General features: G+C 65.4%; 17 protein-coding genes. 11 read left to right on the top strand and 6 right to left on the bottom strand.

Annotated elements, in window-relative coordinates:
* Positions 1-102: 102 nt before the first annotated feature.
* Genes J6U32_RS18065 through J6U32_RS18055 form a run of 3 tightly spaced genes read left to right on the top strand, consistent with a single transcriptional unit; the run spans position 103 to position 2,516 of the window.
* Positions 103-354, top strand: a complete 252-nt coding sequence (locus J6U32_RS18065; RefSeq protein WP_208791531.1) for a BatC protein — start codon at positions 103-105, stop codon at positions 352-354.
* A 9-nt stretch (positions 355-363) separates the two neighbouring features.
* Positions 364-1,599, top strand: coding sequence for a cupin domain-containing protein (locus J6U32_RS18060; protein ID WP_208791530.1), 1,236 nt, complete (start codon positions 364-366; stop codon positions 1,597-1,599).
* Entirely contained in the window at positions 1,596-2,516 is a 921-nt protein-coding gene (locus J6U32_RS18055; protein ID WP_208791529.1) for a sucrase ferredoxin, read from the top strand. Before J6U32_RS18060 ends, J6U32_RS18055 begins: the two co-directional genes overlap by 4 nt.
* Here the strand turns inward: J6U32_RS18055 and J6U32_RS18050 are convergent.
* Positions 2,493-3,182: an MBL fold metallo-hydrolase gene (locus J6U32_RS18050; protein ID WP_244332111.1), complete on the bottom strand. Its 690-nt coding sequence runs from the start codon at positions 3,180-3,182 to the stop codon at positions 2,493-2,495. The two genes, J6U32_RS18055 and J6U32_RS18050, sit on opposite strands and share 24 nt — an antisense overlap.
* Before the next feature lie 281 nt (positions 3,183-3,463).
* Between J6U32_RS18050 and J6U32_RS18045 the strand changes: the two genes are divergently transcribed.
* From J6U32_RS18045 to J6U32_RS18035, 3 genes are all read left to right on the top strand, one after another.
* Positions 3,464-3,763, top strand: coding sequence for a hypothetical protein (locus tag J6U32_RS18045; protein ID WP_244332109.1), 300 nt, complete (start codon positions 3,464-3,466; stop codon positions 3,761-3,763).
* A gap of 182 nt (positions 3,764-3,945) precedes the next feature.
* A complete protein-coding gene (locus tag J6U32_RS18040) occupies positions 3,946-5,277 on the top strand; it encodes an ammonium transporter (protein ID WP_208791528.1) in 1,332 nt (443 codons plus the stop codon).
* Positions 5,278-5,496 carry a hypothetical protein gene (locus J6U32_RS18035; protein WP_208791527.1) on the top strand — a complete coding sequence of 73 codons (219 nt, stop codon included), beginning with the start codon at positions 5,278-5,280 and terminating at the stop codon, positions 5,494-5,496.
* Between the two features lie 16 nt (positions 5,497-5,512).
* Here the strand turns inward: J6U32_RS18035 and J6U32_RS18030 are convergent, their stop codons facing one another.
* On the bottom strand, positions 5,513-7,546 hold the full coding sequence (locus tag J6U32_RS18030; protein ID WP_244332106.1) for an amidase: 2,034 nt from the start codon (positions 7,544-7,546) through the stop codon (positions 5,513-5,515).
* Positions 7,546-8,577, bottom strand: coding sequence for an agmatine deiminase family protein (locus J6U32_RS18025; protein WP_208791526.1), 1,032 nt, complete (start codon positions 8,575-8,577; stop codon positions 7,546-7,548). The genes J6U32_RS18030 and J6U32_RS18025 overlap by 1 nt, the downstream gene beginning before the upstream one ends.
* 204 nt (positions 8,578-8,781) lie before the next feature.
* On the opposite strand from J6U32_RS18025, the gene J6U32_RS18020 reads away from it, so the two are divergent.
* Entirely contained in the window at positions 8,782-10,287 is a 1,506-nt protein-coding gene (locus J6U32_RS18020) for a purine-cytosine permease family protein (protein WP_208791525.1), read from the top strand.
* Complete coding sequence (locus J6U32_RS18015) at positions 10,284-10,946, top strand: TetR/AcrR family transcriptional regulator (RefSeq protein ID WP_208791524.1); 663 nt, start codon at positions 10,284-10,286, stop codon at positions 10,944-10,946. Before J6U32_RS18020 ends, J6U32_RS18015 begins: the two co-directional genes overlap by 4 nt.
* Before the next feature lie 7 nt (positions 10,947-10,953).
* Here J6U32_RS18015 and J6U32_RS18010 read toward each other — a convergent pair whose 3' ends face one another.
* Complete coding sequence (locus J6U32_RS18010; protein WP_208791523.1) at positions 10,954-11,391, bottom strand: PaaI family thioesterase; 438 nt, start codon at positions 11,389-11,391, stop codon at positions 10,954-10,956.
* Between the two features lie 589 nt (positions 11,392-11,980).
* On the opposite strand from J6U32_RS18010, the gene J6U32_RS18005 reads away from it, so the two are divergent.
* The 3 genes from J6U32_RS18005 to J6U32_RS17995 are packed head-to-tail and all read left to right on the top strand — an operon-like array spanning position 11,981 to position 13,708.
* On the top strand, positions 11,981-13,138 hold the full coding sequence (locus J6U32_RS18005) for a hypothetical protein (protein ID WP_208791522.1): 1,158 nt from the start codon (positions 11,981-11,983) through the stop codon (positions 13,136-13,138).
* Positions 13,139-13,145: 7 nt separating this feature from the next.
* Positions 13,146-13,349, top strand: coding sequence for a hypothetical protein (locus J6U32_RS18000; RefSeq protein ID WP_208791521.1), 204 nt, complete (start codon positions 13,146-13,148; stop codon positions 13,347-13,349).
* The gene (locus tag J6U32_RS17995; RefSeq protein WP_208791520.1) at positions 13,346-13,708 is read left to right on the top strand and encodes a hypothetical protein; all 363 of its coding nucleotides are present in this window, start codon (positions 13,346-13,348) and stop codon (positions 13,706-13,708) included. The genes J6U32_RS18000 and J6U32_RS17995 overlap by 4 nt, the downstream gene beginning before the upstream one ends.
* Positions 13,709-14,011: 303 nt before the next feature.
* On the opposite strand, the gene J6U32_RS17990 is transcribed toward J6U32_RS17995, so the two are convergent.
* Together J6U32_RS17990 and J6U32_RS17985 are read right to left on the bottom strand one after the other, a co-directional pair.
* Positions 14,012-14,965, bottom strand: coding sequence for a hypothetical protein (locus J6U32_RS17990; protein WP_208791519.1), 954 nt, complete (start codon positions 14,963-14,965; stop codon positions 14,012-14,014).
* Between the two features lie 54 nt (positions 14,966-15,019).
* Entirely contained in the window at positions 15,020-15,265 is a 246-nt protein-coding gene (locus J6U32_RS17985) for a helix-turn-helix domain-containing protein (RefSeq protein ID WP_208791518.1), read from the bottom strand.
* Positions 15,266-15,274: the final 9 nt, after the last annotated feature.

Below are 15,274 nucleotides of genomic sequence, written 5' to 3'. Positions count from 1 at the left end.
TCGGCGTTTCGGGTGGGACGGCCCCATGGGTCGAAAGATGTGCTCATAGTGGAGGTGAGGGCTGTGCCGTTCGGGCATGCCCCATTCGAGGAAGGATCACCGATGGCACTCGATGACGACGACATCACCACCTCCGGCCCCGGCGGTGAGGGACCGGCTGACGGCGGCTCCAACCCGGATGGCCATGACGGCGGAGCGGACGGCACCGCCGGTGGCGGCGAGGGGCCTGCCGACGGCGGCTCCAACCCGGACGGCCATGACGGTGGCGCCGATGGCACCGCCGACGGTGAAGGTCCGGCCGACGGCGGCTCCAACCCCGGTGGTCACGACGGTGGAGCTGACGGAACTGCCTGAACGACAGTGATGTTGGAACGCTGCATCGCGATCGATCCCGATGTCTTCGCTCGCGAGCATTGGGGTCGATCGCCGTTGCTCAGTCGCGCCGAGAACCTACCGCGCGACTTCGCCGACCTACTCTCGCCGGGCGCCGTCGATGAACTCGTCGCCGAGCGCGGCGTCCGCACGCCATTCATCCGCATGGCCAAGGAAGGCACGCTGCTCGCCCGCGAGAACTATGTGGGTCCGGCGGGCTTCGGTGCCGAGATGCCCGACCAGGTGGACTCGGCAAAGGTGTTGGCGCAGTTCGCCGACGGAGCCACCATCGTCCTGCAGGGGTTGCACCGCCTGTGGCCCCCGGTCATCGACCTCGTGAGCGGCCTCGTCGACGATCTCGGTCACCCGGTGCAGGCCAACGCCTATGTGACTCCGCCCAGCAATCGTGGCTTCGATCCCCACTATGACGTCCACGATGTGTTCGTTCTCCAGATCTCCGGCGAGAAACGGTGGACCGTGCACGCGCCGGTGCACCTCGATCCGGTGGACTCGCAACCATGGACCGATCATCGCGACGACATCGAACGACGGACGGATGACCCGCCCGTCATCGACACCGTCTTGCGCAGCGGCGATGCGCTCTATCTACCCCGGGGCTGGGTCCATTCGGCCCGAGCACTGGAGTCCACGTCGATTCATCTCACCATCGGCACCGCCGCACTGACCGCGCTCGACGTCCTCGGAGCAGTTGTCGATGAGCTCACGGAGGTACGCGAGCTGCGCGAATCCTTGCCCATGGGAATAGATCTCACCGATCCCGACGCCACCGCAACGCTGGTCTCCAAGACACTGGCCGCAGCACTCGAGATCGTGCGGGACCGCTCCTCGGAGATCGAGGTGGGGGCCGCCGGCGTGCTCGCCCGCAGGTACGCCGATCGCACCCGGCCGGCACCCGTACGTCCCCTCGCGACGTTGGAGGCGCTGTCACATCCGGCATCGGTGGGGACGGCGCGGTGGAGACAGGGGCTCGCGGGAGCGGTGACCGAGGTGGCCGGCCGCGTTGAACTCCGCCTACCGGATCGGACCGTGAGTTTCCCCGGATTCTGCGCCGACGCGCTCACCGAGGTGCGTCGCGGGGGTGTGGTGCGCAGCGACCGGCTACCGGGACTCGACGCCGCCGACGGAGAGGTCCTGCTGCGCCGACTGCTTCGCGAAGCCGTCGTCGTACCGGTACCCAGAAGTCCTGAGACAGAACGGGAGTCATGACCGACCTCCGCCCGTGCAGCGACCAGTCCCTCGCGCGCAACGACCCGATGTACGGCACGGCGTCGGCGGGCTCCTCGTGGCTGCTGCTCGAACTCTCCGGTCCGTGGGGGCCGTCGGCGTTCCTCACCTCGCCGTCGGTGCTCGATCCCGACCTGGGGCGTGCCATCGTGCGCCGCGCCGAGTCGGCGGGAATGCGGATTGTGGCGATCCGCAGGCCGGGCCGACGACCACCGACACCGCGCTGGCGGTGGTTCGTCGTCGATGCGCGTCCCGGACACGAATCGGTGCGCCGCGGCGAGGTATCGGATCCGACCGGTTACCTGGACCTGGCGCTCGACGGATCGGCCGGTGAGATCTCCGGAGATCCCGTCGTCGCGGTCTGCGCCCATGGCAAACACGATCAGTGCTGTGCGGTGCGCGGTCGCGCGGCCACCGCCGCGATCGCCGAGGCGTATCCCGAATGGACATGGGAATGTTCGCATCTGGGTGGTGATCGGTTCGCTGCGACGATGCTCGTGTTCCCGCACGGATTGAGTTACGGACGGGTCGACACGGCACCCGATCCCGCGATGGTGATCCGGCGCCACTCCGAGGGACGGCTGGTCGACTCACTGCTTCGTGGTCGCACATCGCTGCCGCACGCGGTGCAGGCGGCACAGCATTTCGTGCGTGATCGGACCGGAGAGGATCGGATCGACGCGCTCGATCCGCTCGACGTCCGGCACGACGATCACCGGATCACGGTGACCCTGACCGGTCCGCACGGGCCGATCGAGGTCGTGCTCGCCGAACAACTGACCGATCCGCTCTACTCCAATTGTTCTGCGCGCGCGGCGGGGCGGGTGCGCCAGTTCGTCCTGGTGTCGATCGCGGGGTCGGCATCGTCGGACCGTTCAGATTCCGGCGAGTTCGCGTGACTCGCCGAGTTCCATCGTCTCGAGCGGTGTCGCGGTCAGTGAGTTCTCACCCAAGAACATCGCGGTCGTCGATTTGCCCGCAGCGCTGAGCATCAGGTCGTGAATGGCGATGCTGCGCTGCGGTTTCACCGCCCGCACATAGTCGATGGCCTGCTCGGTGGAGATCCACGGACCACTCACCGGTAGAAGCAGGGTGGTGATCGGTCGTCCCGGATTCAGATAGGCGTCACCGGGATGGAAGACCGTACCGTCGATCAAGAAACCGATGTTGTCCACCGAGGGGATCTCGGGATGGATCACCGCGTGATCGGTGACGAACGCCTCGACCGTGAATCCGCCGACGTCGAGTGTCTGATTCGTCGAGATCATATGTACCCGGTCGGCGACCACCGAGAGGGATTCGGCGATCGAGGCGGGGCCGTAGAGGTGCAGTTCGAGGCGATCACGCAGGGCCGCAAGGATTTTCTCGGCATCGAAATGGTCGAAGTGCTCGTGGGTGATCATGACGGCGTCGGCGTCGGCCAACAACTCCGCCGTGTTCGGCGTGAAGGCGCCGGGATCGACGAGAAGCGTCGAACCGTGATCGGTCAACGTGATGGTGGCGTGGGTGTGCTTGGTGAGGAGCACGGCGACCTCCGATGATCGGAAAGCTGGTGGGACCGCCATCGACACTACTGTCGTGCACATGGTTGTCGAGTGCCGGCCCGGCCGACGAGAAGGTGTGCGATACGGACAAAAAACTCGAAAAGGGTTAGGGTGAATGCTTTTTCGTCATCGTCGTCAGGATGTCCGATCGACCTCGGGCGCCGGCGGTTGTGAGACGATCGGACGATGAACGACGCGGGCGACGCACGGCGTGTCCGACCGGGTCGCGGTGGCCGGACCCGCGGCCGTCGAGGTCCGGTGACGATTGTCGTCGGCCTGATGATCCCGGTGATCGTGACGGGATGTCTGATCGCCGGGGAATCAGTATGGTCACCGCGGCGACGACGTGCGCCGGAGTGGCGATGACCGCCACCGAGGAGTGTGTGCACTTCGGCCGGGACGGTGAGGAACTCATCGACAAGGGCGATCCGTTCCCGCCGCACGCCTCCAATGTGACCGACCGGAATCACGAGGCGAGAACGAACCGGGTGTTCGGCGGATTGCTCATCGCGGTCGGGGTGGGCTTCGGCGCGTTCTACCTGACGACAGTGGGTCGGCCGCTTCTGCAGGCCTATCGGCGGCGGCGTAAGCGACGGGGCTGACACCCTCATAGAGCGTCGGTCCCGGGCGTGGTCACGTCGGTGATGCCGGGAAAGCGTACTTTACGACTCGTTTACTTTCGGTGACATCGTCGACCCATCACCGGCCTAGTCTCACCACTGCGTACACCGTCGGTACGCCTTGTTCAGTGAGATGAAACAGTTCGCGTGCCGGGAGGTTCGATTTGTCCACCGAGGTCACCGACGCCATCACCACGATGGGGTCGGTCAACAACGAGTTCTTCTACTGGGTGTCCATAGCATTGATGATGTTGATCCACGCCGGGTTCCTGGCGTACGAGGTGGGCGCCTCGCGGTCGAAGAATGTGCTGGCCACCGCCATGAAGAATCTGCTCGCCTTCGCCACCATCGTGGCGTCGTTCTACTTTGTCGGGTGGTTCCTCTACAACGCGATGCCCAGCGGTTTCATCGAGTTCAGCGATGCCGCCAAGGCCGCGCTTCCGTGGAGCGACAACATGGGACCCAACGTTGAGGACTCGGCCAGCGGCATCTTCTGGGGTGCGTTCGCCCTGTTCGCCGCGACGACCGGCTCGATCATGTCCGGAGCGGTGTTGGAGCGAATCCGCACCAGCGCTTTTCTCGTTCTCACCGTGCTCGTTGGTTCGGTGGTGTGGATCATCGGCGCGGCGTGGGGTTGGCATGGCGCCGGGTGGATGCTGACGAAGCTGGGGTTCCATGACGTCGGAGCCGCGGGTTGTGTGCACATGATCGCCGGATTCGCCACTCTCGGAATACTTCTCAACCTCGGTCCACGCATCGGCAAGTTTCGCACCGACGGGTCGGCGGTCACCATCCGGCCCCACAATCTGCCTCTGACGATGCTCGGCCTGATGTTGATCTTCACCGGATTCTTCGGCTTCCTGATGGGCTGTGTCATCTACGGGCCCGGCGGTTACGCGACGATCTACGGAAGCCCGACCACGTTGTCCGCGTTCGCCTTCAACACGTTGATGGGTCTGGCCGGTGGCATCATCGGCGCCTATCTGACCTCACGCGGCGAGCCGTTCTGGACGATCTCCGGCGGGCTGGCCGGGGTGATCGGCGTCGCGTCGGGCATGGATCTCTATCACCCGGCACTGGCGTTCATCATCGCCCTGGGTGCAGGAGCGTTGATCCCGTTCATCGGAAAACTGTTGGAGAAGTTCAAGATCGACGACGTCGTCGGTGCGGTGTCGGTCCACGGCGGTATCGGGTTGTATTCGGTGCTCATGGCCGGGGTGTTTCTGGCCGGCTATCCCAACACCGACGGCAACCCCTCGATCTCGTTCTGGGGACAGGTCGTGGGCGCGCTGACCTTTGTCGCGCTAGGATTCGTCCCCGCCTATCTCGTGTCCCTTGCCCTGAAAAAACTGGGGATGCTGCGTATTCCACCCGAGGTGGAGGAGCAGGGTCTCGACCTCACCGAGGTTCCCGCCACGCCGTATCCCGAGGGCATTCCGGTCACCGTCATGCGCACCACCGACGAGTTGCTCGTCGCCACCGAGGAGGTCAAGTAAATGTTCAATCCCATCGATTCCTACGACGGAGCCTCGGTCGTGTTCACCTTCGGCGGGTTCTCCATCGGGGTGTGGATCGTCTTCGTGCTCGCGGTGCTCCTGTTCGTCGCGTTCTTCGTCCGCATGGTGCGTCACGAGAATCACGCGTACAAGTCGATCATCGAGAACACGCCCGTGGAGAAGGGGCCGGCGGCCGAAGGAGAACCGCCGGCCTACTGACCGCGGTTGCCCGTCGTCAGCCGGCCGGTTCGTCGACAATCCGGTAGTCGGCCACTGCTGCCCCGTGCTCGGCCGTCGCGACCGCCAGGACCAGCGCGCCATAGGAGTCACGCCATGACGAGTGGGTTCGGCGCAGCTCGGCGGTCGGCACATGCGTTGTCGCCGTGAATGACTGGTCGTCGCGGTCGACCGCGACCGCCGAGCCGTCGACGAACACCTGCAGCATCGGGGCATCGGTGCTGCCGGTGACCTCGATGACGGTGACGTCGTCATCGCCGCGAGCCGTGGCCGTCACCGTGAGTTCGGGGGCGGCACCGGTGGCGACGGTTCCCGGTCGGGTGAGGGCGGGCAGTTCGGGGGTTCGCGGTGGCGCCGTGCGCCGACGGGTCCGGTGCTCGAAGGCCCACCCGTAGGCGAGCAGCGCGTTGTCGGTGTAGGCGCGGCCGGCGAACGTCAGGTTCACCGGCATGCCGATGTCGCTCATCGTCCCCATGGTGACGTTGACCGTCGGGATGCCGTAGTGCCTGATCATGGTGTTGCCCGTCGACACCCACACCCCGTTGGCCATGGCGCGATCGTGGGCCTGCGGGTCGGTGTCGGCGTTGGCGGCCCCGACGTCGAGAGCGGACGGGAACACCAGTGCATCGAGCTCCAGCTCGTCGAGCCAGTCCTCGAAGTCGATGCGGCGCAGTTCTTCCAGGCCTCGCACGCCGTCGGCGAGGTCGGGGATCTCGGTCAGAGGTGTGATGCCCTGCGCTGCGCGGTGCGGGTACTCGCTGATGTCGAGGTTGTAGCGCGCATAGTAGCCGTCGAGCGGGTCGGGGATCGCGCCGTTGGGTAGCGGGAAGATCAGCTCGCCCTCGACATCTTGGAGGCGGTGCAGGGCCGGATCACCGGTGGTCTGCAAGAAGTCATCCCACGCCCAGGTGGTGAGATCCCACATCTCGGCATCGAAGAAGCCGGCAGGCAGGATGCCCCGTGCATAGCCGTCCTGTGCACCGGGACGGTCGAGTTCGTAATTGGTCAGCGCCGGGAAGTCGACGTCGACCACCGTGGCGCCGGCGGCCTCGAGGTCTGCGCGGGCGCGCTCCCACAGCTGCAGCACCGACGGCCGCGGCGTGATCGGCCACCCGGCCTGATCGTCCTGGCCGAGAATGATGCGTGGCACACCGAAATGTCTGCCGCGCAACGCATCCCCGTCTCGCAGGTCGAGGTAGGAGGCAGGCCGAACCTCGGAGGCGGCGGGTAGGCTCACCCACGGCTGGGTCCGCCAGAAGTCACCGCGGGTCTGCGGATCGTCGTCGACCAAGACGTCGAGCAGCGCCAGCATGTCGTCCATCGTGCGGGTATGCGGGACCACCACGTCCATGGTCGGTGTCAACGGCCAGTTACCGCGCACCGAGATGACACCCCGGGAGGGGGTATAGGCGGCCAGCGCGTTGTTGGACGCCGGAGATCGTCCGCTCGACCAGGTTTCCTCGCCGAGGCCGAAAGTGGCCATACTCGCCGCGGTCGACACGCCCGATCCGTTCGACGACCCCGACAGGTACGCCGCCGCGAGATAGTCACCGTTGTAGGGACTTTCGGCCCGGCCGTAGACGCCGCGCTGCATGCCTCCGTTGGCCATCGGCGGCATGTTGGTCAGACCCACACAGATTGCTCCGGCCGCGCGCAGTCGCTCGATGGTGAAGGCGTCGTCACCGGCGATCAGGTTTTCGAACGCCGGAGAACCCGCCGCCACCGACAATCCCGCAACGCGGTAGCTGTCCTTGGCGGTGTAGGGAATCCCGTCGAACGGCCCGAGCGTCTCACCGCGAGAACGTCGTTCGTCGGAGGCGCGGGCCTCGGCGAACATGTTCGGATTGAGCACGGGGATCGCGTTGAGTGCGGTGCCGTGGCGATCGTAGTATGCGATGCGGTTGAGGTAGGCGGCGACGAGCTCGACGGCGGTCACCCGGCCCTGCGCGAGTGCCGCACTCAGCTCGGCGATGGACGACTCCACCAACGGCGGGGTCTGTGTACGGGGAGTGTTCTCCGGATGGCTGGTCATCACAGGTCCCCGACGGCCGGCTGCTGCTGGGTGATGCAGTGGATTCCGCCGCCACGCGCCAGGATCTCCCGCGCGTCGATGGTCACCACTCGTCGCCCGGGGTACACGGAGGCGAGGATCTCGGCGGCGCGCTCGTCGGCGGCGGGTTCGCCATAGCCGCAGGCGATCACGCCGTCATTGACGACGAGATGGTTGATGTAGCTGTAGTCGACGAATCCGGTCTCGTCGCGAATCGCGTCGGGGGCGGGCAGGTCGACGATGTCCCATCGGCGTCCCGCGGCGTCGGTGGTCCCGGCGAGGAAGTCCCGGAGCTCGTGCATCACGACGTTGTCGGGGTGCTCGGGGTTGGGCTGCTCGTGCAGGAGCAGCGTGCCGGGGGAGGGGATGGTCGCCACCATGTCGACGTGCCCGCGGGTGCCGAAGCGCTCGTAGTCGCGGGTCAGACCGCGTGGCAGCCAGATCACCTTCTGTGCGCCGATCGTGCGGGCGAGTTCGGCTTCGACGGACTCTGTGGTCGCGTAGGGGTTTCGGCCGGGATCGAGCTGGACGGTCTCGGTGACCAGGACGGTGCCTTCGCCGTCGACGTGGATCGCACCGCCTTCCTGGACGAGCATCGAGCTGATGACCGGCACGCCCGCGGCTTCGGCGACGACGCGGCCGATGCGGCGGTCGTTGTCCCATTCGGCCCACTCCTGGGCGCCCCAGCCGTTGAAGGTCCAGTCCACGGCGGCGAGGTGTCCCGCACCGTCGGTGACGAAGGTCGGGCCGATGTCACGCATCCAGGCGTCGTCGAGTTCGGCCTCGATGATGTCGATGGATGCGGTGAGCATCGTGCGTGCGCGGGCCACCTCCGTAGGGTCCACGACCACCGTCACCGGCTCGAAATCGGAGACCGTATTGGCCACCGTACTCCAAGCGGTATAAGCGGTTTCGGCGTCGGCGGCGCTCTCGGCGAGGGTGGTGTTGGGCCTCGGGAAGGCCATCCACACACGGTCATGCCGAGCGGTCTCGGCAGGCATGGTCCACGACACTTGATGTTCCCCTTGCTGGTCCGGTATTGATCTAATGGTCAATAACTGTCGAGAGTAGGCGGTGCTCGCTGCGTGCGTCAAGGGTTTCCGGGAAATATTGATGGGATGATCAATAGCTATTGACTGTGTGATCAACAAGTTCCATGATCGCTGTCACACCCCGACCCGTCGGGTCGCGGATCGAACCAGCCGAGGAGCGCCGCCATGACACCTGCACCATCCGAGCCCGACCAACCCGACGGCGCCGAGGTGATCGCGGACCCGACCGACCGGGTCGGGCGGATCGAGGAGTCCGGCGTCGACCACCTGCCGGAGAGCCAGCGAGACTCCAACCCCCGCAACGTGTTCGCCGTCTTCGCCGGAGGCAACCTGGGCTGGACGATCGCCGTGTTCGGCTGGGTCTCGATCCAACTCGGACTCGACTTCTGGGGAGCGGTGATCTCGACCGTCGTCGGCACGCTCATCGGGACCGTCGTCGTGCTGCCGCTGGCCGGCGTCTCGCCGCGGACCGGAACCAACATGACCGTTTCCAGCGGGGCCTTCTTCGGCATCCGGGGCCGGCTCATCGGATCGGCGCTCTCGCTGGTGATCGCCATCGTCTTCGCCGCCATCACGGTATGGACCAGCGGCGACGCTCTCGTGGCAGCGGCGCATCGTCTGGTGGGTCTGCCGCAGAACCCCGTCATGCTGGGGGTGGGGTACGCGGTGGTCTCGGTCGTGATCGTGGCCGTCGCGCTGTTCGGCCACGCCACCATCGTGGCCATGCAGAAGTTCCTCGTAACCGTGGCCGCGGCGGTCCTTCTACTCGGGTTCGTGGCCTTCGCGCCGACCTTCGATGTGCACAGCGCCACCGGACATTTCGCGGTCGGCGGCTACTGGTCGACGATGGTCCTCTCGACGGTGCTCGCCACCGCCGGACCGATCTCCTACGCGCCGATCATCGGCGACTACACCAGGCGGATCTCGATCAAACGCCACAGTGATTCGTCGATCCGGTGGGCATTGTTCGCCGGCTTGATGTTCGGCACCCTGCTGCCCGCGGTCCTGGGCGCCTTCGCGGGATCGGCGATGACGGTGAACTCGGGGGAGTTCATGGCCGACCTGGTGTCGTCGTCGCCGTTCTGGTTCCTGATCCCCATCCTGATCGTGTCGATTGCGGGTGGTTTCGGTCAGGGCGTGATGTGCATCTACGCGACGGGACTCGACCTGGAGACCTTCTTCCCCCGGCTCAAGCGGGTCCACACCACGGCGCTCGCAGCCGCGGTGGCGGTCGCCCTGCTCTACGTCGGTGTGTTCGTCCTCGACGCCGTCGATGCGATCACCGCCGCGACGGTGGTGGTCAACGCGGTGGCCACACCTTGGGCTGTCGTCATGGTCGTCGGCGCGCTGCGCACCCGCACCTATGACCCCTACGACCTGCAAGCATTCGCTCAAGGACGCCGTGGCGGACGGTACTGGTTCGTCCGCGGCTGGAATCCGGCAGCCGTCGCGGCGTGGGTCGGAGGTTCGGCCTTCGGACTGCTGAGCGTGCAGACGGACCTGTACTCGGGGCCCCTCGCCGACATCTTCGGGGGCATCGACCCCAGCGCGATCGGGTCGGGCGTGGTGGCCGCGATCATCTACCTTGGACTGGTGATGATGTCGCGACAGCGTATGGAGGTTCTCGACGCCCCCGCCCTGGCGACTCCGGCCGGACCGGAGCCCGCATGAGCAGGTCGTCGAGTGCGGTCCGACCGCGCGCCGCGCGCAAATCGCCCGAGGAGCGCGCGGAGGAGATCCGTTCGGCTGCATGTGAACTCGCCCGCAGGGACGGACTCCCCGTGCTGACCCTACGGTCGGTGGCCGCCCGGATCGGTGTCGCCCCGGCGCTCGTGGCCCACTACGAGCCGAGTATGGACGAACTCGTCGCCGCCACCTTCACCACCGTGACCAACGCCGAGGTCGACGAGATCGCCGAATTACTTGCCGAGGCGCCGTCCGCCACCGACAAACTCCGTCGACTCGTCGCGACACTGCTGGAACCCTCGCGCGACGACGTGACCACGGTGTGGGCCGACGCCTTCAGTCTTGGCCGCACCAACGACTCACTCGCCGCCGCGGTGCGCGCAGTGATGGACACCTGGCAGACGCTGGTGGTCGGGGTGATCGAGGAGGGCGTCGCGTCGGGGGAGTTCACCACCGATGAGCCGGCGGATGTGGCATGGCAATTCCTCGGCATGGTCGACGGTGTCAATGCGCACGCCCTGGTGCACTACGCCGGCACGCCCGACCGCGGGCGCCTCGTATGCCGCGCCCTGGAGAACGAGCTCGGCCTCGCTCACGGCACGCTACGAATCAAGAGCGGAATGTCTTCGGAGACAACCGAGTAGGTCGGCGCTAACGTGCTCGTGCCGAGCGGATCGTTGTCGTGGCATTGGCCGTGGCCACGATCGTTCCGCTCGGAGTGAGCAGTTCGCCGGCAAGGAACGCGATGGTGTTGCCCTTACGAACGATGCGGCCGTGACCGACGAACTGGCCAGGTTGTGCAGGTGCGAGGAATTGGACGTGCAATGAGGCTGTCGGTGCCCACTGATCTGGCCCGAGCGTGGCGACAAGAGCAGGTCCGAGCGTGTCATCGAGCATAGCGGCCAGGAATCCGCCCTGCACATGGCCGGCGGGGTTCGTGAAACGCTCATCCACCGAGAACCCGACCTCGGTGGTGCCCGCTTCGGGATCGATCGCGCGCAGCGTCCAGCCGAGCAGGGCGGCCGCCGGAGCCGGCGGTGCAGACCCGTTGATGACGTCCCAGAATGGTCCTGTGCGATTCGTACTCACGGTTGCGAGTCTCACAGATTTGGGTTCGCTGATGTTGTTGTGTCCTCGCGGACAGTGGAAGTCAGGATGACTTGCTCGATAGGGGCGTACCCGATGATGAGAAGTCGAACCCCTGATGAACAGGGGTTTCGCGTGCCCTCGGTGAGACTCGAACTCACACTGGACGGGTTTTGAAAACCTGCGGTGTGCGATTTGGGTGACGTGGTGACCAGCGCGAACGAGGCCGACCAGCAGGAATCGACGCAGGTAGGGCCGCATGAATCGCTACCTATTGCTCAGTAGCGGCTACCGCTAGATCACCGTTGAGATGGCGCGTGTGGGTAGTACGGGGGTGGCATGGCAGCGGCGCGTCACTCGGTGCGCTGAGGCTAGCGATGAGCCGTGGGCGGGGCATAGGGTGGCGGGCAGTACGGCATCGCTGGGCAGTACCCGGCACCGGCTCGCGGTTCGTTTGGTGAGCGTCCGCAAGTTCTACGGCGTGAGGGTTTCCGCCGACAACTTCACATCCAGTTCGGTAGGGCCGAGCTTCCGTCGACCAGACGTCGCGGATTTCTCGCTTTCATCTACTACCGAATCGGAGTTTCGCAGCATGTCCACCATCCAACCCGCCCCGGCGCAGTTCTTCGCGTTCGGCGGCGACAACGCTCGCGGCTACAGCACGCAAGGCGACGTCCTCGTCAACAAGACGGCCGACGGCGTTGATCTCAACGTCATTTGGGACGAGGCGAATCAGGTCATGTCGGCCTGGAATCGGAAGCGCACCGCCTTGGCCGCGTTGATCAGCTACCCGACCATCGCCGTCGGTGACGCTATCCCGCAGACCATCGGCGGGGACCACTTCGAGGAAGCCTCGGAATTCGGCGAGCCGCAGAGTATCGCGACCGCTCCGGACGCGCTGATCGTCGGCTATACCTTCAAGGACTACGACCTGGCCACGCGGGCGACCTGGAAATTCCTCCGTAGCGCCACCGCCGAACAAGTCTACGACCTCGTCAATCGGGCCATGGAATCCGATAATCGACTCATCACCGGGACGCTGTTGCGGCGGCTGTTCGATCCGGCTCCCGTCCTCAACGACGTCGGGCAGACTGCCTATGGCCTCTACACCGGGACGGACGGGATCACCCCACCGTCGTTCGCGGGCCAAGACTTTCCGTCGAACACGTCGCACTACCTCGTGTCCGGCAATACCGCGCTCGATCCCGGCGACCTCACCGACGCGATCAATCAGGTCACGTCCAAGGGCTTCGGCATCGACGGCGCTTCGCGGCTGATCGTGCTGTGCCACCCCCGAGAGTCCGAGGTTATCGCGCAGTTCAGGGCGGGGCAGACCACCAACGGAATTGTCTCCAAATATGACTTCATCCCGTCGAACAGCTCCATCCCGTACCTCACGAGCGAGACCGTCGTCGGGCAGATCGCGCCCGCCGAGTGGTCCGGCCTGGAAGTCAGCGGTTCGTACGGTCCGGCGTGGGTTGTCCTGTCGCACTTCCTGCCGCAGGGCTACGTTGCCGTCGTGGCGACCGGTGGCGTGAACAGCGGCGTCAACCCGGTTGCGTTCCGGCAACACGCCAACGCCGCGTACCGGGGTTTGCGCATGATTCCAGGGAGAGATCAACGCTACCCGCTGCAGGACAGCTTCTTCCAGCGTTCGTTCGGGACGGGCGTCCGGTACCGAGGCGCAGCGTGCATCGTGCAGGTCAAAGCTTCGGGCGCGTACGAAGCTCCTACCTGGAACTGGAAGTAGCGCCGACATGTCGGCCAAATCCGAGTTTCCCTCCGAGTTCTCCTGGGACGGTTTAACCCCGCCGGGCCTCGAAGACGCGCCGCCGAGCGAGGGCGGTCGCTATCAGAGCAAGGCTCCCAAGGTCAATGCGGAGACCGCCGAGGCGATTGCAGCAATGTCCGATGAACTGACACAGCGCCGAGCGTTGCGCAATCGTCCGAGTTCGTCATGAAGGCGCGCAACTACATCCGCGACAGCCGGGGCCGCTTCGCTGCGACCCCCGGTAAGCGGGTGCTGAGTGCGCTGGACGAGGCCGAGGCCGCGCTACGACGCGCGGAAGACGGCGTCACCGAGATCGCGGCGGCTCACCGGTCGGCCAAGGCGCGCCGCAAGCGCACGGTTCGTCGGGCTGCTCTCGCGGGCGCGGCTGTCGGGTTTCTGGCTCCAGCACCGCGAGCGGTGCCGCACACCATTCCAGCGTCGGCGGCCTATGTCGCCGCCACCACCACAGCTGGCTACAAGGTCGGCAAGCTCCTCGGCACCATGAAAATTCGGTACCGATCGCCGGCCGGAACCCGGTTGAAGCGTTGAGGTGCCGCTACCTACCCACGGGCACCCGGCGCACCCCGCAGAGCGGCCTACCGAGAGCTCAGCCGCCCCAGACGGGCCGCAGCGCGGCCACCAAGCGGGCGGGTTGAACGCCCAACCCGCCGAGAACTAGCGGGAGCCTCGGTTCTCTCGCTAGAAGGAGACGTCGACTTGTCCGTCTCCTGGCACCGCGGTCGACTTGTCCCGCCCGTGCCGAGGACGTCCCCGAACCCCAAGCCGGGGGCGTCCTCACGAGACCCCGCCTCACCGACCTGTCCTGGACCGGCGAGGCGGGGTTCTCGCTCGCTACACGCGATCCGGGAATGGCCACCAGGGGTCCTCTCGCATTTCGATCACACCATCCCGCGTCACGATATGCGCGACGTACCCGCGAGTTCCGTAGGCGAAACGCTCAGCTCGTAGATGCGCGAGGTCTCGGGCGGCACTCCAGCCTGGTGGGCCAGATTCCCGACCCTCGTGGAACCAATCGGGCATGTAATTGCATTCTTGATGCCAGAGGAACAGCTCTTTTGCTTTCTCTTGCAACTCGTCGCGGATTGAGCGGTTGCGTTCGTTTACCTCGTTCCAGAACCACTCGTAGAACGTACGAGTTGCGGCCATATAGCGCTCGATGATCGGGGCGAGGTCGAACTTGTCAGGCTGGGCTCCGAGATAGCTCTTTGCGGATCCTCCCCATCCGCTCCATCGAAGGAGTCTATCCCGATCAAGTTGGAGCGTATTCACCTGAATTACAGGGCCACCCCAGGAGTGGCTGATACTCGTGCCGAGGCCAGGGAGGGGGATCGCGTAGTGAGTGCAATAGTTCCGCAGCTTGGTTACAAAGGCGGCTTCGTCAGTCTCGAACGTGCCCGTGCGTTGTTTGTCATATTCTGCTTGGAAAGCAACCCTTTCGGGGTCTTTCTCGTCCGGCCAGCAATGCCGCACGACGACGCGTTGCGCGTCGATGAGCGATGAGACAGACGTTAGGTAGTTGTGAAGAAGACGCACCAGTTCGTTCACGTACTGGTCGTCGAGATTCTGCACGTTCATCTGCGAGTTAACGAATCTCCAGACGTGCGCGGCAAGCTCCTGACCGTTAGTACCGAACACATAGGAGGCACGATTCAGTGCTTCCAGGTCTTCCTTGAATCGTGCGCCTGGCAAGGCTTCGATGTGCGCCTTGCGCCGCTCCATCTCGATACCGAACGGAGATTTGTAGACTTCCTCGACAGTAACGTCGTCGTCTGGATCGTTGGTCATCCCCTGACGATAGCGTCGGCCCCGGACACTCCGAGGGGGCATAAGACGGTTCGTCTATTCGGACGGTAGGCCGTCCAGCAAGCGCCCTGGCGTCGTATCCAGACCGGCCGCGATCTTCAAGACGTTCTCGATGCGGGAACTACGTTGGCCGCGCTCTACCTGGCCGAGGTGTGTCCAGTGAATGCCGATGTGATCGGCGGCGACTTCCTGACTCCAACCGAGCTCATGCCGACGTGCGCGCACGCGCTCACCGAACGCCGCGAGGGTGGCGTTGTGGGGAGGTTTGACGTCGGCGGGCACGGAGCCCTA

Source organism: Gordonia polyisoprenivorans (assembly GCF_017654315.1).
GTDB classification, from domain to species: Bacteria; Actinomycetota; Actinomycetes; order Mycobacteriales; family Mycobacteriaceae; genus Gordonia; species Gordonia polyisoprenivorans_A.
This window is presented reverse-complemented; position numbering and strand designations above follow the sequence as displayed.

Coding starts and splice junctions, on each gene's coding strand:
- J6U32_RS18050 (WP_244332111.1), bottom strand. CDS start 3,182: ATGGCGGTCCCACCAGCTTTCCGATCATCGGAGGTCGCCGTGCTCCTC.
- J6U32_RS18065 (WP_208791531.1), top strand. CDS start 103: ATGGCACTCGATGACGACGACATCACCACCTCCGGCCCCGGCGGTGAG.
- J6U32_RS18045 (WP_244332109.1), top strand. CDS start 3,464: ATGTCTGATCGCCGGGGAATCAGTATGGTCACCGCGGCGACGACGTGC.
- J6U32_RS18055 (WP_208791529.1), top strand. CDS start 1,596: ATGACCGACCTCCGCCCGTGCAGCGACCAGTCCCTCGCGCGCAACGAC.
- J6U32_RS18005 (WP_208791522.1), top strand. CDS start 11,981: ATGTCCACCATCCAACCCGCCCCGGCGCAGTTCTTCGCGTTCGGCGGC.
- J6U32_RS18020 (WP_208791525.1), top strand. CDS start 8,782: ATGACACCTGCACCATCCGAGCCCGACCAACCCGACGGCGCCGAGGTG.
- J6U32_RS17990 (WP_208791519.1), bottom strand. CDS start 14,965: ATGACCAACGATCCAGACGACGACGTTACTGTCGAGGAAGTCTACAAA.
- J6U32_RS18000 (WP_208791521.1), top strand. CDS start 13,146: ATGTCGGCCAAATCCGAGTTTCCCTCCGAGTTCTCCTGGGACGGTTTA.
- J6U32_RS17995 (WP_208791520.1), top strand. CDS start 13,346: ATGAAGGCGCGCAACTACATCCGCGACAGCCGGGGCCGCTTCGCTGCG.
- J6U32_RS18060 (WP_208791530.1), top strand. CDS start 364: ATGTTGGAACGCTGCATCGCGATCGATCCCGATGTCTTCGCTCGCGAG.
- J6U32_RS18015 (WP_208791524.1), top strand. CDS start 10,284: ATGAGCAGGTCGTCGAGTGCGGTCCGACCGCGCGCCGCGCGCAAATCG.
- J6U32_RS18030 (WP_244332106.1), bottom strand. CDS start 7,546: ATGACCAGCCATCCGGAGAACACTCCCCGTACACAGACCCCGCCGTTG.
- J6U32_RS18035 (WP_208791527.1), top strand. CDS start 5,278: ATGTTCAATCCCATCGATTCCTACGACGGAGCCTCGGTCGTGTTCACC.